Source organism: Bacillus cereus group sp. N11 (assembly GCF_016483605.1).
GTDB classification, from domain to species: Bacteria; Bacillota; Bacilli; order Bacillales; family Bacillaceae_G; genus Bacillus_A; species Bacillus_A toyonensis.
In genome coordinates this window covers 117040-140664 of record NZ_JAEHBN010000008.1, presented here as the reverse complement: position 1 = coordinate 140664, position 23625 = coordinate 117040, and the positions used below count along the sequence as shown (strand labels likewise).

Here is a 23625-nt window from a genome sequence, read left to right as displayed (position 1 = left end):
GTACAAGTAACGAATTATAAGTTAACATAAATAAGTGAAGTATACCAATGTTTAAACTATGGTAAGAGATAGTGTGAGGTGCAAATGTATGAATAAAGGTCAGCGCCATATTAAAATCAGGGAAATTATTGCGAACAAAGAAATCGAAACACAAGATGAATTAGTTGATATTTTACGTAATGAGGGATTTAATGTAACGCAAGCAACAGTATCGCGCGATATTAAAGAACTGCACTTAGTGAAGGTGCCATTACATGATGGTCGCTATAAATATAGCTTGCCAGCAGATCAACGGTTTAACCCGTTACAAAAATTAAAACGAAATCTAGTGGATTCATTTGTAAAATTAGACACGGCAGGACATATGCTTGTGCTAAAAACATTGCCTGGTAACGCTCATTCACTTGGAGCACTTATTGATCATTTAGAGTGGGATGAGATCATCGGAACCATCTGTGGTGATGATACTTGCCTAATTATTTGCCGTACACCTGAGGATACAGGTGTTGTCTCTGATCGTTTCTTAAATATGTTGTAACAAAAAAATCTTGTTTGCTTTCCTCTGTAAAGTGGAAAGTGAACAGGATTTTTTTAGCGGTTAAAAATGTGAATTTTTAATTGTAATATAATATTTTGTTTGAATAAAATTAGAAAATAGGTGGATTGACCCGTAAAACGAATGTTTGGTACAATGGAGCGGGTTAGAAGAGTACATACAAACATATAGTATGACTATTTGAATAAAGAACTGAAAAAAGCCCTTAGTAGGGGATTAGTTTATAACGAGGTGAATGGGGCATTGTTATCGGAATTATCGATTAGAAACTTTGCTATTATTGAGGCATTAAATATTTCTTTTCAAAAAGGTTTAACAGTTTTAAGTGGTGAAACAGGAGCTGGAAAATCGATTATTATTGATGCGATTAGTTTACTTGTAGGTGGCCGTGGTTCAGCGGAATTTGTTCGATACGGAACAGAAAAAGCTGAGATAGAAGGGTTATTTTATGTGGAAGACGACAAGCATCCATGTATTGAAAAGGCAGAAGAGTTAGATATAGAAATAGAAGACGGCATGATTATTTTGAAGCGTGATATTGCTGCAAACGGAAAGAGTGTATGTCGTGTAAATGGGAAACTTGTCACCCTTAGTATATTAAAAGAGATTGGCAAAACGCTTGTTGATATTCATGGACAGCACGAAACGCAAGACTTAATGAATGAAGAGCGACATCTGTTTATGCTCGATCATTTTGATGGGGAGCGTATTGTTAAACAGTTGGATATATATCAAAATGTATACGCTGACTATGAGAAATTAAAAAAACAATTGAAATCGTTAAGTGAAAATGAACAACAAATGGCACATCGCTTAGATTTAATTCAATTTCAGCATGAAGAAATCCGTAAGGCTGATTTAAAGATGGATGAAGAAAATGAATTAACTGAGGAACGATTGCAAATTTCTAATTTTGAAAAGATTTATAAAGCGTTAGGTGATGCATATCGTTCGTTAAGTGCTGACGGACAAGGATTAGATAATGTAAGAAGTGCAATGGGACAAATGGAGAGTATTACACATTTAGATGAAGTATATCAAGAAAATCATGATTCAATTGCAAATAGCTATTACTTATTAGAAGAAGTTGCGTATCAACTTAGAGAAAATCTCGATATGATGGAATATGATCCGAATCGTCTAGATGAAATTGAAACACGTTTAAATGAAATTCGTATGCTAAAGAGAAAATATGGAAATAATGTAGAAGAGATTTTAGCGTATGCTGATAAAATTGAGCAAGAAATTTTTACGATTGAAAATAAAGACGTTCATATTGAAGCGACGAAGAAGCAGTTAAAGGAATTAGAAAGTGTTATTCTGAAAGAAGCAACGTTGTTAAGTAATATGCGTCATGAACTTGCAGAGCATCTTACAAATGCTATTCATCAAGAATTAAAAGAACTATATATGGAAAAAACGAAATTTGAAGTGAGAATCATGAAGAGAGAAGGAAATGCAGAAGAACCTCTTGTGGAAGGCGCACCGGTGCGCCTTACGGCGGACGGCTATGATCACGTGGAGTTTTATATTTCAACGAATCCCGGTGAACCGTTAAAACCACTTTCAAAGGTCGCTTCTGGTGGAGAGTTATCTCGTATTATTTTAGCTTTAAAAAGTATTTTTTCTAAACATCAAGGTATTGCATCTGTTATTTTTGATGAAGTGGATACTGGTGTGAGTGGTCGAGTTGCACAGGCTATTGCGGAAAAAATTTATCGTGTATCAGTAAACTCACAAGTGCTTTGTATTACGCACTTACCTCAAGTAGCTTCAATGGCGGATTCGCATTTATTTATTCGAAAACAGGTAGCGAATGATCGGACAATTACATCAGTTACCGTTTTAACTATGGAGGATAAAGTAACAGAAATAGCTCGAATGATTTCTGGTGTGGAAATTACAGATTTAACGACAGAACATGCGAAAGAGTTACTTACGCAAGCGCATCATTTTAAACAGACAGCAGAGGCTATCCAGTAATGGATAGCTTTTTTTCTCAAATGAAGATTTCTTAATTCTTCCGGTTATAAATAAAGCACTGCAAGGAGAGATTAAAAAGTGAAGCCAAGAGGCTGAATGTGGGGTAGGAGCGAGGAGAGTGAACAAATTGAAATTAGAAAGATTTCGAAAAATAATAGGTCTTTGTCTCCTTGTTTCTTTAGTTTTTATTGGATGTTTTAAGCCGCTTCGGACGTTTATTTCATCCCCGAAGCAACTTGTTGTTTTTGAAGGACAACAATCAGAAATAGCTTCATTACCAGTTTTTAAAGCTTCATCTACAAATAGCCATGTATTTACAGTGAGTTCGAATGAACAAAAACAAGGACTTATGGTAAATTCTCATCAAAATGGTGAAGCGGACATGGTGTTCCAAATCGCTGGTTTTCCAGTAAAAAAAGTAAATGTGAAAGTATTAAAAGATTTTAAAGTTATTCCAGGTGGACAATCAATTGGTGTGAAATTAAACACAAAAGGTGTACTTGTTGTAGGCCATCATTTAATTCAAACTGAAAAAGGTAAAATATCTCCTGGTGAAACAGCTGGTGTGCAAATTGGAGATATGATTACTGAAATTAATGGTAAAACAATTGAAAGAATGAGTGATGTCGCACCATTTATTCATAGTAGTGGTGAAACAGGTGAACCACTTAACCTTGTTTTGTTAAGAGATGGAAAATACATTCGCACGAAATTAACACCACAAAAAGACAGTGGGGAATCGTCTTATCGTATTGGCTTATATATTCGTGATTCGGCAGCTGGAATCGGAACAATGACATTTGTTCATCCAGATTCTATGAAATACGGAGCACTGGGTCATGTCATTTCTGATAATGATACGAAAAAGCCGATTCAAGTTGAAGATGGACAAATTATGCGTTCGACAGTTACATCGATTGAAAGAGGTAGTCATGGGAATCCAGGAGAGAAGTTAGCAAGGTTCTCACCAGATCGTGAAGTGATTGGCAATATTACAATAAATAGTCCGTATGGTATTTTTGGAAAATTAAATACAAATATGACAAACGGCGTAATGGATAAAGCAATGCCTATCGCATTATCTCATCAAGTAAAAGAAGGGCCGGCAAAAATATTAACAGTTATTGATCAAGATAAAGTAGAAGCATTTGATATTGAAGTTGTTAGTACGGTACCGCAAAAATTTCCAGCTACAAAAGGTATGGTAATAAAAGTAACAGATAAGCGTTTATTAGCAAAAACAGGTGGTATCGTACAAGGGATGAGTGGAAGTCCAATTGTACAAAACGGGAAAGTAATCGGAGCCGTTACACATGTATTTGTCAATGATCCAACATCAGGGTACGGTGTTCATATTGAATGGATGTTACATGAGGCTGGAATTAATATTTATGATCAAGAAAAAAAAGCGAGCTAATTTATTCATTAGCTCGCTTTTCTATTGAAAAATTCGTTGAAATTTTGTAAAAGCTCCGCAAGAGATGTTTTTTGTTGTAAAATATAAGCAAAGGGTTGAACGTTTCGTTGTATTTCTATGATGGAATGTGTTGCGAAAGGGAATAAATGAACGATAAACATATTTTTTTGTGATTTTATCGGAAAGTAACAAACTTTAAAAGGGAATTTTCACACAATTGTCGAACAATTCATGTAGCCTAGAAGGATACACATGTCGGAGAATCGATTCGGTAAGGGAGGAAAAGCTGTGGAGAAAATTAAAGTATGTCTTGTGGATGATAATAAAGAATTAGTATCAATGCTAGAGAGTTATGTAGCTGCTCAAGATGATATGGAAGTAATCGGTACTGCTTATAATGGTCAAGAGTGTTTAAACTTATTAACAGATAAGCAGCCTGATGTACTCGTTTTAGACATTATTATGCCACATTTAGATGGTTTAGCTGTACTAGAGAAAATGCGACATATTGAAAGGTTAAGACAGCCTAGCGTAATTATGTTAACAGCATTTGGACAAGAAGATGTGACGAAAAAAGCAGTTGACCTAGGTGCTTCATATTTCATATTAAAACCATTTGATATGGAGAATTTAACTAGTCATATTCGTCAAGTGAGTGGCAAGGCAAATGCTACTATTAAACGTCCATTACCATCTTTCCGATCAGCAACAACAATAGATGGAAAACCGAAAAACTTAGATGCAAGTATTACGAGTATTATTCATGAAATTGGTGTACCTGCTCATATTAAAGGGTACATGTACTTACGAGAAGCGATTTCTATGGTGTACAATGATATCGAATTACTAGGGTCTATTACGAAAGTATTATATCCAGATATTGCAAAGAAATATAATACAACAGCGAGCCGTGTCGAGCGTGCAATCCGTCACGCGATTGAAGTAGCGTGGAGCCGTGGAAATATTGATTCTATTTCGTCCTTATTTGGTTATACAGTATCCATGTCAAAAGCAAAACCTACGAACTCTGAGTTTATCGCAATGGTTGCGGATAAGTTGAGACTTGAACATAAGGCTAGCTGAGAGTATAAATAGCAAAGCTGACGATGAAATCTAGAAACAATACTAATTTTAAAAAAATAAAAGTTTCATTCAAAGGCAAATGAATTTTATGATTCATTTGCCTTTTTATTTTGTAGAGAAGTAAAATTTTTTTGTAAATTAAAGGCTCATTCAACTCCCTAGGATATAAAGTCTATATTTAGAAGGATTACTTATAAGGGCACGGTCTTTTATATAATATTTTGCGAGAGGTTTTAATGAATACAGATGGGGGGACGAGAGCGGAAAAATAAAATATTAACTTGGCTAGGGATAGTAGTGGTTATAGGGGCTTGTGGTGGTGGCGACCTTTTGGATATTAAAACTTGGAGATTATCCAGTAGATAAACAAGCAAGTGCTGAAATAGATAAAAAGGAGAATCGCTGGTAGTAGGTAGAGGGGAGATGGGGATCTATATGTTACTGGAAATTCTACTGAAAGCGAAGCAACTACAGCGATGCAAAACAAGTGTAATAAAGTGAAACTATAAGTAGTGGAGGTATCCATCCCTCCCCTCTTATTAGTGCGAACGACGTCCTAATAAGAGGCCAATTGAATTTTTTATTGCTGAAAGAAGCTAATATTTAAATTAATAAATAAAATATTATGTTGAAAGATCAGATTAACAATTGACAGTTTAAGGTAGATGATGTAAAATTTTGTTGATTTTTATATTGTGAAAGCTATAGTAAATAAAGAGGTATATTTACTATAAGCTTTCGTATTTCTAGATTCTTTTTTAAAAAATATGACAAAATAGGTTGTAATTTATACTTAAAAAGAGCTGGAAGGATAATGCTAGTTGCATGTTTGTCTGGCAAAAAACGATGACGTAATGGCATGCATATAAAGGAGATAAAAAATGCAGACAAAGTGGTTAAAATGGGAAGTTATAGCAGTTGTTGTTGCGGCAATAGTAATGATTGGTTTATTACTTATTAAGCCTATTGTTGGTCTCGCTGACAATGGTGACTTTGAACGTATTATGATTCAAATTGGATTGGCTTATCCAGATCCAAATGAAGCGAGGGTAGATAAATACTTTTCATTTATCCATCATTTATATGCTTATGTGAATCCAGCTGCAGGTGATTATGTTTCTTCGCAGTTGTTTCTCATGGTTCCAGCTTTATGGATTGGTAAAATATTACCAGGACCTTGGTTTGATATACGAGTTCTAGCGGTCGAATATATTATGATTTTTCTTCTAGCACTATATCTAATTGTCAAACTGAATAAAACGAATAATAAAATCGTGAATGGTTTTCTTGTAACGTTAACAATTGTTGTTTTTGCAGATATTGGATACATACTATATTTTAATTCTATGTATGGTGAAGCTGTAACGTATGTGTTTCTATTTTTAACAATTGCATTAGGAATACAACTTGCGCGTCAGAAACATCCGTCTATTTGGTTAGTTATTTTGTTTTATATATCAGCAATAATGCTAGCTTGTTCTAAAACGCAGTATACACCAGCAGGATTTATAGCAGCATTACTTACTATTAGACTATGGTTTATACGCAAGGATAAAGTATGGAGAAGTGTAATTGTATCAATGACGGCATTACTTTTAATTTTATCTTTCATTTGTTATAAAAGCTCACCTGCATGGATTGATAAAATTAATATATATCAAACAGTATTTTATGGGGTTCTTAAAGATTCTCCAAACCCAGAACAAGATTTACGTGATCTTGGAGTTGACCCAGAACTTGCTGTAAATGCAGGAACTCATTTTTGGTCTAATGCAGCGATACCACAGGAAGACCCGAGATTGCATAAAGAATTATATAATAAAATAAAATTCCCTGATATCGCCAAATTTTATTTGACGCATCCACAAAGATTTTGGAGTAAACTAGAGGCAACAGCTGAATATGCTTGGACTATCCGACCGTCCGTTGATGGGGTTGCTTTTCTTGGTAATTATGAGAAAAAAGATAATCCAGTTCCCGCTACTCAAGTGGAGACATTTTCTTTATGGAGTCATGTGAAAGAGCAATATCATCCAAATGGATTCATATGGATTGTTCTTTTATACGTTTTATATGGACTAGGAATTTTGCTAGAATACAGAAGAGCTAAGACGCATAGTGAGCGGCTTATTCCTGACATATTTACAGCGGTAGCTATAATTGGCATGATTTCTTATGTGGTCCCATTTGTTGGAAGTGGAGAAGGGGATTTCGCTAAGCATTTATTTTTATTTACAGTTTGCTTAGACGTAATGTTAGTAAGTGGGATTTGGTGGTTAGCGAAAGGTAGATTACAATAAAAACTTAGTTAATAGAGGATAATAGTCAGTGGAGATAGATAAAAAAAGCTGACTAAAATTCCACTGTATTTTATGATTATTTACGATACTAATCTTCATCGTTATGTAAGAAAAACTATTTGAAATACGAAACGAACTAGATTATTATTATTTAAGAGTCTATAATGGTGTATATTGGAAAGATTTTAGGAGGATGGACATGGAATTTTTGAGCGGAAAAGTAGTTACCGTGTTATTAGCATTGTTTTTTATCATTACAGTATATGTTAATATTAATACGGTATACTATGTAATCATTTCCTTTTTTGGATTTGGTAAAGCGAAACGTGATTATGAAATAATTGAAGATAAGACAAAGTTTTTAATATTAGTTGCAGCACATAATGAAGAGAAAGTAATTGGTTCAACTATTGATAATTTAAGAAAAATTCAATACCGAGATGATTTGTATGATATTTATGTTGTAAATGATAATAGTACGGATAGAACAGGTGCTATTTGTGAAGAAAAGGGAATGAAATATGTTAATACAAGTGAACAGCTATTTCCTCGTGAAGGCGTAGGGAAACCAGCAGGTTTACAATATGCGTTACGTCATTTAGGATTTGATAAACTGACTGAAAAATATGACTGTTTAATGATTTTAGATGCTGATAATCATGTCGATTCGAATGTTTTACAAGAGTTAAATTCACAGTACATTGCTAAAGATAAGCCAGAAGCGATTCAAATTTATTTAGATTCAAAAAACTCAGCGACTAATTTATCGCTTGGTTATGCTATGAGCTATTACTTAACAAATCGTTTCTTCCAGCTGGCAAAATATCGTCTGGGATTACCGAATGCTATTGGTGGAACTGGGTTCATTGTTAAAATGGAGTACTTAATGAAACATGGTGGTTTCCGTTTTGATTCGCTAACAGAGGATTTAGAATTAGAGATGGAAATTGTTAAAGATAATGGAAGAGTATTATGGAATCACTTTGTTCGAGTATACGATGAAAAACCAGATAACTTTAAAATTAGTATTAAACAACGTACGCGTTGGTCTCAAGGGCATTGGTATGTTGCATTTACAAACTTTAAACCTATGGTAAAAAAACTGTTTACTGAAAAAGGGAAAATAAGAATTATTGACCAGTTGTTTTATCTATTCGGAATGACTCGTGCAGTTCAAATGACAATAACCTTGATAGGTATTTTAATTGCTTTAGGATATGTTGTTGCGACGCAATCATATCAAGATATCCCTGCAATAGGGAAACGTTTAGTTGCGATGATTTTAGGTGCGAGTATTCTTTCTTTAATATTATTCCTGTATCAATTTGTTGTTTGTATGTATTATGCAGTTAAGGTAGATACAAATAGAAAGTATAAACTTATCCAAATGAGTTTTTCTATCTTTTATTACGCATATACGTTTGTTTATGCTCAAATTGTTGGTCTAATTAAATGGAAGCAACAACATACATGGGTGAAAACAGAGCATAATAAGACAACGATAAATCATAAAGCGGATAAATGATAAAGGTTTAATATATTTCCAATAGAGAAATGAAAGAGCGATGCCATGAGGCAACGCTCTTTCATTTTTTTGTTCAAAGAATGCTTGTAAGAAAGCGATTAGTTGTGGGATCAGTAGGAGAATAAGACAAGATAACTTATCTGGTGGAAGTTTCACTGTATGGAAGATGTACTTGTGATAGTATATGTAGTAAGGATAAATTAAAAAGTCCTGCAAAACAGGACCATATTATTCTTCGTCTTTATTTTGTTTTTCTAATTCAACTAGCTTTTGAATTAAAATGTGTTGTGGCATATGCATGAGCTGTTCGAGCGGCACACCTAATGCTTTTGATAAGCGAACTGCAGTGTCTGGAGAAATTTGTAATGGTCTCATAGAAGTACCTCCTTTTTCGTATAGTATAGCATAAGATTGGGGGAGTGAGGATGACTCTTATATTTGCACATCGTGGTGCAGCGGGAACGTATCCGGAAAATACAATGGTTTCATTTGAAGCGGCGGAGGCTTTTAGAGCGGACGGAATTGAGCTTGATGTTCAACTAACGAAAGATGGAAAGGTTGTCGTCATTCATGATGAAACGGTGGATCGGACAACAAATGGAAAAGGTGCGGTTCGAAATTATTTATATGAGGATTTATGTAAGTTGGATGCGAGTTATAAATTCGGTGATAAAGTAGGTTTTTGTAAAATACCTCTTCTAGAAGAAGTATTAGAATGGCTCGCCAAAACGAAATTGCTACTCAATATTGAATTTAAAAATAATAAAATCCCATACAGAGGTTTAGAAGAAGAGGTTATAACACTTGTACGTAAGTTTAGTCTAGAAGATCGTGTTGTATTTTCTTCGTTTAATCACTACAGTATGAAAAAATGTCATATGATGGCTCCGGATATTCAAACAGCTATTTTATATCGTGAAGGTTTGCATAGTCCGTGGGCATATGCAAAAAAAATGGGGGCAACAGCAGTACATCCTAATTATCGTTACCTTCAAGATGCCATAGCTATACTAACAATGGAAAGTGGTGTAGAGGTTCGCCCCTATACAATAAATGAAGAAACTCTTATGCGTAAATATTTTGATATGAATATTTCGGCGATTATTACCGATTATCCTGAAACAGCAAGAACTTTATTGCCGATAAAAAAATGAGACCTAATATAAAGGTCTCATTTTTTATTTATCAAGCTCTTTGTTGTAGGACTCATCATCAGTTAGAAATGGACAAAACCCTGGTGATTAAAGTTTTACTTTATCTTCTAAAGCGAGCTTGAACTTTATTGCGTTTACGGTCTCGGTGTAAGACGAAGCCACCAAAGATGTAAAACCCGAGTGCGAAGCAGAGAGCGCCAATAAAAAACTGTAACCATAGTATAGAAATTGGGGGGAATAAAATCCCAAATACAGTATCTCTCATTAACTTAATGCCGAATACAGCTAATGAAATAGGGATGAGTGCTAATAATAGAGCAAGGTAACGCTGCATACATAACGCTCCTTTTCAGATTATTTAGTATATTACAATGATGTTATATGAGAAGGGGGTTTGTCAAGAGGGGGCTGAGCGAGTAAGATAAAGGTGTGAAAAATTTTGCAGAGATACTTCGAGAGGAAGTGTAATGTATGAAACAAAAGGTTTTAATTGTTGGTGCAGGTGAAGGTGGAAGTACACTGCTGAATCTGTTACAAAGTTCGAATATATTTCAAATTATAGGGGTTATTGATATAAATCCGATTGCGCAAGGATTACAAATTGCTAAGGAAAATGGGATTGCGATTGGAGAGAGTGTAACTCCGTTTCTTTCTATGCATATCGATGTCATATTTGATATGACAGGTGACGATGGTTTACATAAAGTTTTACTAGAGAAAAAGCATAAAGATACTCTTCTCATTCCAGGTGATATTGCGAAAATTGTTACGAAATTAGCGCATGAGAAGGAAGGTTTAATTGGACAGTTAGAGGAACAGACGCAACAAGGAGAATTAATTTTAAATTCTACACATGACGGTATGATTGTAATTGATAAAGAGGGACAAGTCCGTCTTTTTAATAAAAGTGCAGAGCGTATTATCGGATATAAAAAAGAAGACGCGATAGGGAAATATATTTTAGAAGTTATTCCAACTAGTAAGCTGCTTCGCATTATACGTACGAAACAAATAGAAGTAAATTATGAACTGACGTTAGAAAATGAAAAGAAAATTATTACAACACGTATTCCAATATTAAAAGAAGGAGGAGAGGTTCAAGGGGCATTTGCGATTTTTAAAGATATTACAGAAGTTGTAGATTTAGCGGAAGAAGTTACAGATTTAAAAGAAATTCAAACGTTACTAGAGGCAATTATCAATTCATCTGAAGAAGCAATTTCGGTTGTCGATGAGAAAGGAAGAGGATTAGTTATAAACCCTGCTTATACGAAGTTAACGGGTTTAACAGAAGAAGATATTCTTGGACAACCGGCTACAACTGATATTGTGGAAGGTGAAAGTATGCATATGAAAGTACTTCGAACGCGTAGGGCGGTACGCGGGATACATATGAAGATTGGGCAAAAGAAGCGCGATGTAATTGTAAACGTAGCACCCGTTATTGTTGATGGGATATTAAAAGGAAGCGTCGGTGTAATTCGTGACGTATCAGAAATTCAAAAGTTAACAAATGAGTTGAATAGAGCGAGACAGATTATTCGTACATTAGAAGCAAAATATTCATTTGATGATATTGTCGGAAATTCAGATGAAACAACTGCAGCTATCGAGCAGGCGAAACTTGGGGCGAATACACCGGCAACAGTATTGTTACGCGGAGAATCTGGAACGGGTAAAGAATTATTTGCACATGCGATCCATAATGGAAGTAATCGAAAATATAATAAGTTCGTCCGTGTAAACTGTGCGGCGATTTCGGAGACGTTGTTAGAAAGTGAATTATTCGGTTATGAGGAGGGTGCGTTTTCTGGAGCGAAAAGAGGGGGGAAACGCGGATTCTTTGAGGAAGCGAATAACGGTAGTATCTTTTTAGATGAAATAGGTGAGTTGTCTGCAAATACGCAAGCGAAACTCCTTCGCGTGTTGCAAGAAAAAGAAATTGTAAAAGTTGGTGGAACGAAAGCGATACCTATTAATGTTCGGGTAATTGCAGCGACACATGTGAATTTAGAAAAGGCTATTCTAGAAGGAGAGTTTAGAGAGGATTTATATTATCGATTAAATAAAATTCCAATTCAAATTCCGTCTCTTCGTCAGCGAAAAGGAGATATACCGGCAATTGCTGAACGATTGATACAAAAAATAAACCAAGATTATGGTCGGAATGTAGATGGGCTCACTGATTCGGCTATTTCCTATCTACAATCATATGAATGGCCAGGGAATGTAAGGGAACTTGAAAATATTTTAGGGCGAGCGATTATCTTTATGAATTATAACGAGATATATATTGATGTACAGCATTTACCCCCTTTGCATAAAGAAGAGCAGGCGGAGTTAGCTCAAAATAACTTATTATCTGAATTAGAAGAAAAGCCACTTGAACATTTAGTGACAGAGTTTGAAGGGAATATTATTCGTGGATATCTAGAGAAATTTGATGGGAATAAAACGAAGACTGCAAAAGCATTAGGAATTTCAGTTCGAAATCTATATTACAAGCTAGAAAAGTATGAGTGTGCAAAAAATAGCATGCAATAAATTGCGTACCGTGCAATTTATTGCATGGTATATAAAAAGCGACAAATTAAGACAGAATGTTTCGTTATTTTGCAAAGTATTGATTTTACTGCATTTTGAATGCGTTTTCATTATTGGTAAGACCACTTTAAAAAGTTGGCACGGTATTTGCTTTATAAATAAACGAGGGACGACGGAAAGGGTTGATTACAAAATATGAAGTTAGAACACTTAATTGATCAAGCAGCAGGACAGCCTAAAAAAACTGTAGCTGTAGCAGTAGCTGAAGATCATGAAGTAATTGAAGCTGTAGCGAAAGCGATTAAATTACAGCTAGCTCAATTTCGTCTATATGGAAATCAAGAAAAAATAATGGGGATGCTACAAGAACATGGTTTACAAACTTCAGACCACATTGAAGTGATTGCAGCAGCGTCAAGTGCTGAGGCTGCAGAGCTTTCTGTTAAATCTGTGAGAAACGGTGAAGCAGATGTGCTTATGAAGGGCAACATCCCAACAGCGAATATTTTAAAGGCTGTGTTAAATAAAGAGTGGGGGTTACGTAAAGGTAGCGTGCTTTCACATGTAGCAGCATTTGAAGTTCCAAATTACGATCGTCTTATTTTCGTTACAGATGCAGCGATGAACATCGCACCTGATGTAACACAAAAAACTGCTATTATACAAAATACTGTAGAAGTTGCCCGGGCAATAGGAATCGAGTTGCCAAAAGTGGCACCAATTGCAGCAGTAGAGGTTGTGAATCCAGCGATGCAGGCGACAATTGATGCAGCGATGTTAACACAAATGAATCGCCGCGGACAAATTAAAAATTGTATCGTTGATGGACCACTTGCTTTAGATAATGCAGTATCACAAATCGCAGCAGAGCATAAAGGCATAGTAAGTGATGTAGCAGGTAAGGCAGACATTTTACTCGTCCCAACGATTGAAGCTGGAAATGTGCTCTATAAATCACTCGTTTACTTTGCAGATGCAAAAGTAGGAGCGATGATTGCTGGCGCAAAAGCACCGATAGTTTTAACATCTCGTGCTGATTCAGCAGAAACAAAAGTATATTCATTAGCATTGGCAGTTACGACTGCTTCAAAATAAACCAAAAAGGGTAAAACATTAGGGGGAAACGACAATGACATTAGAAATCTTCGAATACTTAGAAAAATATGATTATGAGCAAGTAGTATTTTGTCAAGATAAAGAATCAGGTTTAAAAGCAATTATTGCAATTCATGATACAACACTTGGACCGGCTCTTGGTGGAACAAGAATGTGGACATATGATTCTGAAGAAGCGGCGATTGAAGATGCATTGCGTCTTGCAAAAGGGATGACATACAAAAACGCAGCAGCTGGTTTAAACCTAGGTGGAGCGAAAACAGTAATTATCGGTGACCCACGTAAAGATAAGAGTGAAGCGATGTTCCGTGCATTAGGACGCTATATTCAAGGATTAAACGGACGTTACATTACAGCTGAAGATGTTGGTACTACAGTAGATGATATGGATATTATCCATGAAGAAACTGACTTTGTAACAGGTATTTCACCTTCATTCGGTTCTTCTGGAAACCCATCTCCAGTAACTGCATACGGTGTATACCGTGGTATGAAAGCAGCTGCGAAAGAAGCGTTCGGTACAGATAATCTAGAAGGAAAAGTAATTTCTGTTCAAGGCGTTGGTAACGTAGCATATCATCTATGCAAACATTTACACGCTGAAGGAGCAAAATTAATTGTTACAGATATTAATAAAGAAGCTGTACAACGTGCAGTAGAAGAATTCGGTGCAACAGCAGTTGAGCCAAATGAAATTTACGGTGTTGAATGTGATATTTACGCACCATGTGCATTAGGCGCAACAGTTAATGATGAAACTATTCCACAACTTAAAGCAAAAGTAATCGCGGGTTCTGCAAATAACCAATTAAAAGAAGATCGTCACGGCGACATCATTCATGAAATGGGTATTGTATACGCACCAGACTATGTAATTAATGCAGGTGGCGTAATTAACGTAGCAGACGAATTATATGGATATAATAGAGAACGTGCGCTAAAACGTGTTGAGTCAATTTATGACACAATTGCAAAAGTAATCGAAATTTCAAAACGCGATGGCATAGCAACTTATGTAGCAGCAGATCGTTTAGCTGAAGAGCGCATTGCAAGCTTGAAAAACTCTCGTAGCACATACTTACGCAACGGTCACGACATTATTAGCCGTCGCTAATCATTCATATATAACTTTTACAAAAGGTGTGGTTACCTCTTATGAGGTTTCCACGTCCTTTTGAATTTATTAGTGGAGGTAGCAACATTGTCCTTAAATCGAATTCTTGTTATTAACCCGGGTAGTACATCCACAAAAATTGGTGTTTTTGATAATGAAAGACCTGTTTTAGAAGAAACAATTCGTCATGATGAAGAAAAGATTGGGAAATATAAACGAATTATCGACCAATATGAGTTTCGAAAAGAAACAATATTAGAAGTTTTACATTCTCACGGTATTAACATTTCAAAATTGAACGCTGTTTGTGGGCGTGGTGGATTACTTCGTCCAATAGAAGGCGGAACATACACAGTAAACGATGCAATGTTAGAAGATTTGAAAAATGGATTTAGCGGTCATCACGCTTCAAATCTTGGAGGCATTTTAGCATATGAAATCGCTTCTGGATTAAATATTCCAGCATTCATTGTGGATCCTGTCGTTGTAGATGAAATGGAACCGATTGCTCGTATAAGCGGTATTGCTGGTATGGAACGTAAAAGTATTTTCCATGCATTAAACCAAAAAGCAGTTGCTCGTAAAGTGGCTGTAGAATTAAACCACAAATACGAGGATTTAAATTTATTAGTTACACATATGGGCGGCGGTATTACAGTTGGTGCTCATAAAAAAGGAAAAGTTATCGATGTTAATAATGGCTTAAACGGAGAAGGACCATTTAGTCCAGAGCGTGCTGGTACAGTACCAGTAGGACAATTAGTTGAGATGTGTTTCTCTGGTGAGTATTACCGAGACGAAATGGTTAAAAAACTTGTCGGACAAGGTGGACTTGTAAGTCTTATCGGTACAAATGATGCAATTAAAGTAGAACAAATGGTTGAAAAAGGCGATCCTGAAGCAACTCTTATTTATAAAGCAATGGCATATCAAGTTGCGAAAGAGATTGGCGGAGCTAGTGCTGTACTTCACGGGAAAATCGATGCAATCGTATTAACTGGTGGACTTGCATACAGTAAAATACTTGTTGATGAAATAAAAGAACGAGTGGATTGGATTGCAGATGTTATCGTACATCCAGGGGAAGATGAGTTAGAAGCGTTAGCAGAAGGAGCACTTCGTGTATTACGTGAAGAAGAAGCGCCGAAAGAGTATGTGGTAAGAGAAAAACAAACAGTAGCTAGGGGTTGAGATAATGGCAAGAGAATATGATTTAGTCATCGTTGGCGGCGGTACAGGTGGATATGTTGCTGCAATTCGCGCATCACAACTAGGATTAAAAACAGCACTTGTTGAAAAAGAAAATCTTGGTGGTACTTGTTTGCATAAAGGATGTATTCCTAGTAAAGCTCTTTTACGTAGTGCGGAAGTATACGCAACTGCTAAAAAAAGCGAAGAGTTCGGAGTTATTGCAAGTAATGTAGAACTAAACTTTGCAAAAGTACAAGAGCGTAAAGAGAAGATTGTAACGCAGCTTCATAAAGGTGTTCAACATTTAATGAAACAAGGTAAAATTGATGTGTTTGAAGGTATTGGCCGTATTCTTGGCCCGTCTATTTTTTCTCCGATGCCAGGGACAATTTCAGTTGAACTTGCAAGTGGAGAAGAGAATGAAATGTTAATTCCAAAAAATGTACTTGTTGCAACGGGTTCTCGTCCAAATTCATTACCAGGTTTAGAGTTAGACGGAGAGTATGTAATGTCTTCAGATCATGCCCTAAAAATGGAAACGCTTCCTAGTTCGATCATTATCGTTGGTGGCGGTGTAATTGGTATTGAGTGGGCATCTATGCTTGCTGACTTCGGTGTAGAAGTTACAGTGTTAGAGTATGCGAAAACGATTTTACCACTAGAAGATCAGGACGTTTCAAAAGAAATGCAACGTCTGTTCAAGAAAAAAGGTATTAAAGTGGTGACTGGTGCAAAAGTATTACCAGAAACATTGGTAAAAGATAATGGAGTAACAATTCAAGCTGAACATAACGGTGAGAATAAAGAATTTAAAGCAGAAAAAATGCTTGTATCTGTAGGAAGACAAGCCAATACGCAAAATATTGGTTTAGAGAATACGGATATCGTTGTGGAAAAAGGATACATTCAAACAAATGAGTTTTATCAAACGAAAGAATCTCATATTTACGCAATTGGAGATGTAATCGGTGGCTTACAACTTGCTCACGTTGCTTCTCACGAAGGAATTGTTGCAGTAGAACATATTGCAGGGAAAGAAGTTACGCCAATTGATTACTCTATGGTATCAAAATGCGTATATAGCAGTCCAGAAGTTGCTTCTGTCGGTTTAACAGAACAAGAAGCGAAAGAAAAAGGCTATAAGTTAAAAGTAGGTAAGTTCTCATTCCGCGCAATCGGAAAAGCGCTTGTATACGGAGAATCTGATGGTTTTGTAAAGCTTGTAGTTGATGAAGAAACAAATGACATTCTTGGTGTTCATATGATTGGACCACACGTAACAGATATGATTTCTGAAGCTGGTCTTGCAAGAGTACTTGATGCAACACCTTGGGAAGTAGCACATACAATTCATCCGCATCCATCATTATCTGAGGCGATTGGTGAAGCAGCACTTGCTGTAGATGGAAGAGCGTTACACGCATAAAAATGTGGATTTAGGAGGTTATGAAAAATGGCAGAAGTAAAAGAAAAGCGCCATGAAGAGCTTGGCTTAAGTGATGAGCAAGTATTAGAAATGTTCCGTACGATGTTACTTGCACGTAAAATTGACGAACGTATGTGGTTATTAAACCGTGCAGGTAAAATTCCATTCGTAATTTCTTGTCAAGGACAAGAGGCTGCACAAGTTGGAGCAGCGTTCGCTCTTGATAGAGAGAAAGATTATGCATTACCATACTACCGTGATATGGGTGTTGTACTAGCGTTTGGTATGACAGCTAAAGAGCTTATGTTGTCAGCTTTCGCGAAAGCTGGAGATCCAAACTCTGGTGGTCGTCAAATGCCTGGTCACTTCGGTCAAAAGAAAAATCGTATTGTGACAGGTTCATCTCCAGTAACAACACAAGTACCACATGCAGTTGGTATTGCGTTAGCTGGAAAAATGGAGAAGAAAGATTTAGTAACGTTCGTTACATTTGGAGAAGGTTCTTCAAACCAAGGTGACTTCCATGAAGGAGCAAACTTTGCTGGTGTACACAAACTACCTGTTATTTTCATGTGTGAAAATAACAAATATGCAATCTCTATTCCGGTTGAAAAACAATTAGCATGTAAAAACGTATCAGATCGTGCAATTGGTTACGGTATGCCTGGATATACAATAGACGGAAACGATCCGCTTGCAGTATATAAAGCTGTAAAAGAAGCAGCAGACCGCGGTCGACGTGGTGAAGGTCCAACTTTAATTGAAACAGTATCATATCGTTTAACAGCACATTCTAGTGACGATGATGATCGTGTTTATCGTGATAAAGAAGAAGTAGAAGAAGCAAAGAAAAAAGATTCAATTATAACATTTGCAGCTTATTTAAAAGAAGCTGGCGTGTTAACTGAGGAATCTGAAAAACAAATGTTAGACGAAATTATGCATATCGTAAATGAAGCAACAGAATATGCAGAAAATGCTCCGTATGCAGCACCTGAAGATGCATTGAAGCACGTATACGCAGAATAGGGGGGAACGTTTCATGGCTGTAATGTCTTATATTGATGCTATTACATTAGCAATGCGCGAAGAAATGGAACGCGATGAGAAAGTATTCGTTTTAGGAGAAGATGTTGGTAAAAAAGGTGGCGTGTTTAAAGCGACACACGGTTTATACGATCAATTTGGTGAAGATCGTGCACTTGATGCACCGCTTGCAGAATCTGCAATTGCTGGGGTAGCAATTGGTGCGGCAATGTATGGTATGCGCCCAATCGCTGAAATGCAGTTTGCTGATTTCATCATGCCAGCAGTAAACCAAATTGTTTCTGAGGCAGCAAAAATTCGTTATCGTTCTAACAATGATTGGACTTGTCCAGTTACAATTCGTGCGCCATTTGGCGGGGGTGTTCACGGTGCATTGTATCATTCACAATCTGTAGAAGCGATGTTTGCAAACCAACCAGGTTTAAAAATTGTTATCCCTTCTACACCATATGATGCAAAAGGCTTATTAAAAGCTGCAATTCGTGATGAAGATCCGGTACTATTCTTTGAGCATAAGCGTGCCTATCGCTTAATTAAAGGTGAAGTGCCAGAAGATGACTACGTATTACCAATCGGAAAAGCAGATGTAAAACGTGAAGGTGATGATATTACTGTTATCACTTACGGATTATGTGTTCACTTTGCTCTTCAAGCAGCTGAGAAGTTAGCGCAAGATGGCATTTCTGCACACATTCTTGATTTACGTACTGTGTATCCATTAGATAAAGAAGCAATCATTGAAGCTGCTTCTAAAACAGGTAAAGTTCTTCTTGTAACAGAAGATAATAAAGAAGGAAGCATTATGAGTGAAGTGGCGGCAATTATCGCTGAAAATTGTCTGTTTGATTTAGATGCACCAGTTGCACGTCTTGCAGGCCCAGATGTTCCAGCAATGCCATATGCACCAACAATGGAAAAATTCTTTATGGTAAATCCAGATAAAGTTGAAAAAGCAATGCGTGAACTTGCGGAATTTTAATCGGGGGGACTATACATGGCTGTAGAAAATATTACAATGCCTCAGCTCGGGGAGAGCGTTACAGAGGGCACAATTAGTAAATGGCTCGTTAATGTTGGCGATCACGTAAATAAGTATGATCCGCTTGCAGAAGTAATGACTGACAAAGTAAATGCAGAAGTACCATCTTCTTTCACTGGTATTGTGAAAGAGTTAATCGCTGGTGAAGGCGATACGTTAGCTGTAGGTGAAGTAGTTTGTGTCATTCAAGTAGAAGGCGCGGATGAAGTAGCAGCAACAGCTGTAGAAGAAAAAACAAAAGAAGAACCAAAGGCAGAAGTAACTACGCCTGAAAAAGCGCCGAAAGTAAAACAACCAACTGATGGAAAACCACGTTTTTCACCAGCGGTATTAAAACTTGCGGGCGAGCATAACGTTGATTTAGATTTAGTAGAAGGTACGGGAGCAAATGGTCGTATCACTCGTAAAGATATTTTAAAACTAGTGGAATCTGGAAACATTCCGCAAGTAGGTGCGAAAAAAGAGGAAGCTGTAGCAGTAGTAGAAGCGCGCCCAGAAGCACCAAAAGCAGCGCCAGTAGCGCAAAAAGTAGAAGCTGCGAAACCAGTTTCTGTACCGACAATGCCTGGCGATATCGAAATTCCAGTAACAGGTGTGCGTAAAGCAATTGCAGCGAATATGTTACGTAGTAAACATGAGGCGCCACACGCTTGGATGATGATTGAAGTAGATGTGACAAACCTTGTGTCATACCGTAATTCAATTAAAGGTGACTTTAAGAAGCGCGAAGGCTTTAACTTAACGTTCTTTGCTTTCTTCGTAAAAGCAGTAGCACAAGCGTTAAAAGAGTATCCTCAAATCAATTCTATGTGGGCTGGCGATAAAATCGTTCAGAAGAAAGATATTAACCTTTCTATCGCTGTTGCAACAGAGGAAGAACTATTTGTACCAGTAATTAAACAAGCGGACGAGAAAACAATTAAAGGTATCGCTCGTGAAATTACAGAGCTTGCAGGAAAAGTACGCACGAAATCGTTAAAAGCGGACGAAATGCAAGGCGGAACATTTACAATTAATAACACAGGATCATTCGGTTCTGTTCAATCTATGGGTATTATTAATTACCCACAAGCAGCTATTTTACAAGTTGAATCAATTGTAAAACGCCCAGTAATCATGGATAACGGTATGTTCGGTGCTCGTGACATGGTTAACTTATGTTTATCACTTGATCACCGTGTACTTGATGGTTTAATTTGTGGTAAGTTCTTAGGACGTGTAAAAGAAATTTTAGAAAACATGTCAGAAAATAATACATCTGTATATTAATAAAAAGCTCGCTTATGCGAGCTTTTTATCATCTTATTTCTTCATTTGCATTCTACTGTATGTACAACACTTTTCCCAGTAATCTTACAATGAACGATTATGTATTAGGAATTTACGAAAATACATTGCTGATATATGGTATATAGATATAAAATAAGAAAAGAATAATTTTTTTGGCAAATCTTACTGATGAAACTGTAGTATAATATATTGTATTGTATGAAAAAGAGAGTTATTCTATATAAGTGTTTTATAGATAATGTGTAATCAGTCGTCAAAACATGAAGAATGTTGACTCCTGGTTTTTTATTTTGCTGTAACAATGTTTCAGGAGGATGTCATGAAAAGAAGTACCGAGTTTCTAAAAAGTTTAGATGTAAAATTAATTTTAATTTTGTGTGCACTATGTGTTACGAGTATAGCTGCTATATATAGCAGTCAGCAAACTGGCCAATATGGAGAGGCAAACTTTGCGATGAAACAGGGTTTGAACTACATAATTGGGGTTGTATTGTTATTGCTTGTTGCAAGCATTGACCTAGATCAATTACAAAAATTGTCTTGGCCACTTTATATCGTTGGATTTGCTTCACTTATTCTTTTGAAAATACTACCAGTTTCCACTTTCACACCTGAAAAATTAGGTGCAAAAAGATGGTTTGTATTTCCGCTAGTTGGCCAAATTCAGCCGTCTGAGTTTTTCAAAATTTCATTGCTTCTCGTAGTAGCAAGTATAGCAGTGAAACATAATGCACAGTATATGGCAAGGACATTCCAAACGGACTTAAAATTAGTAGGTAAAATTGTGCTAGTATCCCTCCCGCCTATGGCTGTTGTATATAGCCAACCGGATACAGGGATGGTGTTCTTATATGCTGCTGCCATTGCATGTATTTTATTTATGTCAGGTATTCAGAAGAAATTGATAGCGTTATGTACAGTTATTCCAGTCACCATATTAACTACGTTAATATTTATTTACGTAAGGTATGAGGATTTCTTCTTTAATAAGTTAGTTACTTTACTAAAACCTCACCAACAATCACGTATTTTAGGTTGGTTAGATCCATTTGAACATACAGATCAAGGTTATCAAACGCAGCAATCGATTTTAGCTGTAGGTAGTGGCGGTATGGAAGGGAAAGGATTTGGCGAAGGGAACGTCTATATCCCTGAGAAGCATACTGACTTTATTTTCGCTACAATTGCCGAAGAAGGTGGATTTATCGTAGCAGCGTTAGTTGTGTTCTTGTTCCTATTACTACTATATAGAACAATTATTATTGGTTATTCTGCTGATAATTTATTCGGTACATTATTATGTGCTGGATCAATTGGGATATTAACGGTTCAAATATTCCAAAACATCGGTATGATCGTTGGATTAATGCCTGTAAAAGGGATTGCATTGCCTTTCTTATCGTATGGGGGAAGTTCCTTGTTCTCGAATATGATTATGATGGGTCTCATATTATCGGTACGGAAAACGTATAAAAAATATATGTTTTCAGTTAAGTAAAAAAGCTAGTTCGTGTAAAAACGAACTAGCTTTTTTACATATATGCTCTTAAACGTTGCAAACTAAAACAGACTAGCAGTTTGAGATGGGGTGCGAATGATGCATATGCATATTTTTGAAGGGGCACGGCACCTTTCAAATATGGAATGGGTTGTACGGGCTATAATAGCATACGTATTTTTAATATTAGTTGCGAAAGCGATGGGGCAAAGATCTATCGCACAACTTCGTTTTTTAGATGTTGTATTAGTGCTATTGCTTGGTGGGAATATTTCTAACGCATTGTCTGATGAAAAAGTAGGGTTACTTGGTTCGATGATTACAACGTTCATACTCGTTGTACTTCATATTATAAGCTCAGTTTTAATGCTGAAATGGGATAGATGGAGACGTTTTTTAGAGCCAGCACCTATCATTCTTATACACAATGGTTCCATTGATTTTAGCAATTTGAAAAAAGCGAGAATTACCGTGGAATATTTATTTTCGGAACTTCGTATGCGAAATGTGAGTGATATTCAAACAATCAAATTAGCATTATGGGAAGCGAACGGTGTCGTTTCTATATTTCGATATCGAGAATATGAAGCAGTTTCGCGACTTGATCTTAAAGTGGCGGGAAAAAAATCTCCAGTTTCTTTTGTATTAGTAAAGGATGGGAGGATTCAGAAAGATGTTCTTGCTTTATTAGGAAAAACAGAAGCGTGGGCGAGAGAATTTCTAGAGGAGAGTACAGAAGTCGAATCTATTATGTTAGCTACAGTAGATGAAGCACGTAAAATAAATATTTTGTTAAAAAAATGAAAAATATACGCATTTTGTCGTTTCATACATATGATACAATAGTGTGGACAACGAAAAAGGAGGCGATACGATGGGATATGTAGAAGAATTACGAAAAATAGTTGGTCATCGCCCTTTAATTTTAGTTGGTGCTGTTGTACTCGTTATAAATGAACATGGAGATGTATTATTGCAACAACGAACAGAACCGTATGGAAAATGGGGGCTGCCTGGCGGGCTCATGGAGCTTGGTGAATCACCAGAAGAAACAGCTTACCGTGAAGTATATGAAGAGACAGGTATAGAAGTAAAGAACTTACGATTAATCAATGTGTTTTCTGGAGCGAACTACTTTACAAAATTAGCAAACGGTGATGAATTTCAATCTGTAACGACAGCCTATTATACGGATGAATACGAAGGACATTTTGTTATGAATAAAGAAGAGGCGGTTCAGCTTAAATTCTTTCCAGTAACGGAGCTACCTGACTATATTGTTGGATCGCATAAAAAAATGATTGTTGAATATATGAAAATTATGGAAATGAATATATAATAA

General features: G+C 36.3%; 20 protein-coding genes and 1 pseudogene. 19 read left to right on the top strand and 2 right to left on the bottom strand.

The annotated features are described in order from the left end of the window. Positions 1-88: 88 nt before the first annotated feature. The 7 genes and pseudogenes from argR to JDS98_RS15130 all read left to right on the top strand — a co-directional run bounded on the left by argR (position 89) and on the right by JDS98_RS15130 (position 8864). Positions 89-538 (top strand): arginine repressor ArgR, encoded by a 450-nt coding sequence (gene argR / locus JDS98_RS15155; RefSeq protein WP_001032581.1) that lies wholly within the window; start codon positions 89-91, stop codon positions 536-538. A gap of 261 nt (positions 539-799) precedes the next feature. After that, positions 800-2539 (top strand): DNA repair protein RecN, encoded by a 1740-nt coding sequence (gene recN / locus JDS98_RS15150; protein ID WP_043322351.1) that lies wholly within the window; start codon positions 800-802, stop codon positions 2537-2539. A 118-nt stretch (positions 2540-2657) separates the two neighbouring features. After that, positions 2658-3956, top strand: a complete 1299-nt coding sequence (gene spoIVB / locus JDS98_RS15145) for a SpoIVB peptidase (RefSeq protein WP_002048975.1) — start codon at positions 2658-2660, stop codon at positions 3954-3956. A 288-nt stretch (positions 3957-4244) separates the two neighbouring features. Continuing rightward, positions 4245-5039 (top strand): sporulation transcription factor Spo0A, encoded by a 795-nt coding sequence (gene spo0A / locus JDS98_RS15140; RefSeq protein ID WP_000411416.1) that lies wholly within the window; start codon positions 4245-4247, stop codon positions 5037-5039. 246 nt (positions 5040-5285) lie between these two features. After that, positions 5286-5518: pseudogene (locus JDS98_RS30745) on the top strand (hypothetical protein); the annotation flags it as partial. A gap of 402 nt (positions 5519-5920) precedes the next feature. Next, positions 5921-7339, top strand: coding sequence for a glycan biosynthesis hexose transferase WsfD (wsfD, locus tag JDS98_RS15135; protein WP_001193753.1), 1419 nt, complete (start codon positions 5921-5923; stop codon positions 7337-7339). Positions 7340-7538: 199 nt separating this feature from the next. Then, the gene (locus JDS98_RS15130) at positions 7539-8864 is read left to right on the top strand and encodes a glycosyltransferase family 2 protein (RefSeq protein WP_000395074.1); all 1326 of its coding nucleotides are present in this window, start codon (positions 7539-7541) and stop codon (positions 8862-8864) included. A 228-nt stretch (positions 8865-9092) separates the two neighbouring features. On the opposite strand, the gene JDS98_RS15125 is transcribed toward JDS98_RS15130, so the two are convergent. Continuing rightward, the gene (locus tag JDS98_RS15125) at positions 9093-9239 is read right to left on the bottom strand and encodes a YycC family protein (RefSeq protein WP_001247671.1); all 147 of its coding nucleotides are present in this window, start codon (positions 9237-9239) and stop codon (positions 9093-9095) included. Positions 9240-9289: 50 nt separating this feature from the next. On the opposite strand from JDS98_RS15125, the gene JDS98_RS15120 reads away from it, so the two are divergent. After that, the gene (locus JDS98_RS15120; protein WP_000172598.1) at positions 9290-10018 is read left to right on the top strand and encodes a glycerophosphodiester phosphodiesterase; all 729 of its coding nucleotides are present in this window, start codon (positions 9290-9292) and stop codon (positions 10016-10018) included. A gap of 100 nt (positions 10019-10118) precedes the next feature. Here JDS98_RS15120 and JDS98_RS15115 read toward each other — a convergent pair whose 3' ends face one another. Further along, entirely contained in the window at positions 10119-10352 is a 234-nt protein-coding gene (locus tag JDS98_RS15115; RefSeq protein WP_001190186.1) for a DUF2627 domain-containing protein, read from the bottom strand. A gap of 137 nt (positions 10353-10489) precedes the next feature. Between JDS98_RS15115 and JDS98_RS15110 the strand changes: the two genes are divergently transcribed. From JDS98_RS15110 to JDS98_RS15060, 11 genes are all read left to right on the top strand, one after another. After that, on the top strand, positions 10490-12562 hold the full coding sequence (locus JDS98_RS15110) for a sigma-54 interaction domain-containing protein (RefSeq protein WP_097957982.1): 2073 nt from the start codon (positions 10490-10492) through the stop codon (positions 12560-12562). 195 nt (positions 12563-12757) lie between these two features. Next, a complete protein-coding gene (gene yqiS / locus JDS98_RS15105) occupies positions 12758-13657 on the top strand; it encodes a phosphate butyryltransferase (RefSeq protein ID WP_000763063.1) in 900 nt (299 codons plus the stop codon). A 34-nt stretch (positions 13658-13691) separates the two neighbouring features. After that, positions 13692-14792 (top strand): leucine dehydrogenase, encoded by a 1101-nt coding sequence (locus JDS98_RS15100; protein ID WP_000171363.1) that lies wholly within the window; start codon positions 13692-13694, stop codon positions 14790-14792. An 87-nt stretch (positions 14793-14879) separates the two neighbouring features. Continuing rightward, a complete protein-coding gene (buk, locus tag JDS98_RS15095; protein WP_000056190.1) occupies positions 14880-15983 on the top strand; it encodes a butyrate kinase in 1104 nt (367 codons plus the stop codon). Between the two features lie 4 nt (positions 15984-15987). Beyond that, complete coding sequence (gene lpdA / locus JDS98_RS15090) at positions 15988-17409, top strand: dihydrolipoyl dehydrogenase (protein ID WP_000090439.1); 1422 nt, start codon at positions 15988-15990, stop codon at positions 17407-17409. Positions 17410-17436: 27 nt separating this feature from the next. Beyond that, entirely contained in the window at positions 17437-18438 is a 1002-nt protein-coding gene (bfmBAA, locus tag JDS98_RS15085; protein WP_000852551.1) for a 3-methyl-2-oxobutanoate dehydrogenase subunit alpha, read from the top strand. 13 nt (positions 18439-18451) lie between these two features. After that, complete coding sequence (bfmBAB, locus tag JDS98_RS15080) at positions 18452-19435, top strand: 3-methyl-2-oxobutanoate dehydrogenase subunit beta (RefSeq protein WP_000290072.1); 984 nt, start codon at positions 18452-18454, stop codon at positions 19433-19435. A gap of 15 nt (positions 19436-19450) precedes the next feature. After that, positions 19451-20764 (top strand): dihydrolipoamide acetyltransferase family protein, encoded by a 1314-nt coding sequence (locus JDS98_RS15075; RefSeq protein ID WP_000257668.1) that lies wholly within the window; start codon positions 19451-19453, stop codon positions 20762-20764. Between the two features lie 340 nt (positions 20765-21104). Beyond that, on the top strand, positions 21105-22283 hold the full coding sequence (locus JDS98_RS15070; RefSeq protein WP_000831187.1) for an FtsW/RodA/SpoVE family cell cycle protein: 1179 nt from the start codon (positions 21105-21107) through the stop codon (positions 22281-22283). Positions 22284-22382: 99 nt separating this feature from the next. Beyond that, positions 22383-23087, top strand: coding sequence for a DUF421 domain-containing protein (locus tag JDS98_RS15065; protein ID WP_199634013.1), 705 nt, complete (start codon positions 22383-22385; stop codon positions 23085-23087). A 70-nt stretch (positions 23088-23157) separates the two neighbouring features. After that, positions 23158-23622, top strand: a complete 465-nt coding sequence (locus JDS98_RS15060) for an NUDIX hydrolase (protein ID WP_000542539.1) — start codon at positions 23158-23160, stop codon at positions 23620-23622. The last annotated feature ends 3 nt before the right edge of the window (positions 23623-23625 follow it).

Coding starts and splice junctions, on each gene's coding strand:
- argR (WP_001032581.1), top strand. CDS start 89: ATGAATAAAGGTCAGCGCCATATTAAAATCAGGGAAATTATTGCGAAC.
- wsfD (WP_001193753.1), top strand. CDS start 5,921: ATGCAGACAAAGTGGTTAAAATGGGAAGTTATAGCAGTTGTTGTTGCG.
- JDS98_RS15130 (WP_000395074.1), top strand. CDS start 7,539: ATGGAATTTTTGAGCGGAAAAGTAGTTACCGTGTTATTAGCATTGTTT.
- JDS98_RS15125 (WP_001247671.1), bottom strand. CDS start 9,239: ATGAGACCATTACAAATTTCTCCAGACACTGCAGTTCGCTTATCAAAA.
- JDS98_RS15120 (WP_000172598.1), top strand. CDS start 9,290: ATGACTCTTATATTTGCACATCGTGGTGCAGCGGGAACGTATCCGGAA.
- JDS98_RS15115 (WP_001190186.1), bottom strand. CDS start 10,352: ATGCAGCGTTACCTTGCTCTATTATTAGCACTCATCCCTATTTCATTA.
- JDS98_RS15110 (WP_097957982.1), top strand. CDS start 10,490: ATGAAACAAAAGGTTTTAATTGTTGGTGCAGGTGAAGGTGGAAGTACA.
- yqiS (WP_000763063.1), top strand. CDS start 12,758: ATGAAGTTAGAACACTTAATTGATCAAGCAGCAGGACAGCCTAAAAAA.
- JDS98_RS15100 (WP_000171363.1), top strand. CDS start 13,692: ATGACATTAGAAATCTTCGAATACTTAGAAAAATATGATTATGAGCAA.
- lpdA (WP_000090439.1), top strand. CDS start 15,988: ATGGCAAGAGAATATGATTTAGTCATCGTTGGCGGCGGTACAGGTGGA.
- bfmBAA (WP_000852551.1), top strand. CDS start 17,437: ATGGCAGAAGTAAAAGAAAAGCGCCATGAAGAGCTTGGCTTAAGTGAT.
- bfmBAB (WP_000290072.1), top strand. CDS start 18,452: ATGGCTGTAATGTCTTATATTGATGCTATTACATTAGCAATGCGCGAA.
- JDS98_RS15075 (WP_000257668.1), top strand. CDS start 19,451: ATGGCTGTAGAAAATATTACAATGCCTCAGCTCGGGGAGAGCGTTACA.
- JDS98_RS15070 (WP_000831187.1), top strand. CDS start 21,105: ATGAAAAGAAGTACCGAGTTTCTAAAAAGTTTAGATGTAAAATTAATT.
- JDS98_RS15065 (WP_199634013.1), top strand. CDS start 22,383: ATGCATATGCATATTTTTGAAGGGGCACGGCACCTTTCAAATATGGAA.
- JDS98_RS15060 (WP_000542539.1), top strand. CDS start 23,158: ATGGGATATGTAGAAGAATTACGAAAAATAGTTGGTCATCGCCCTTTA.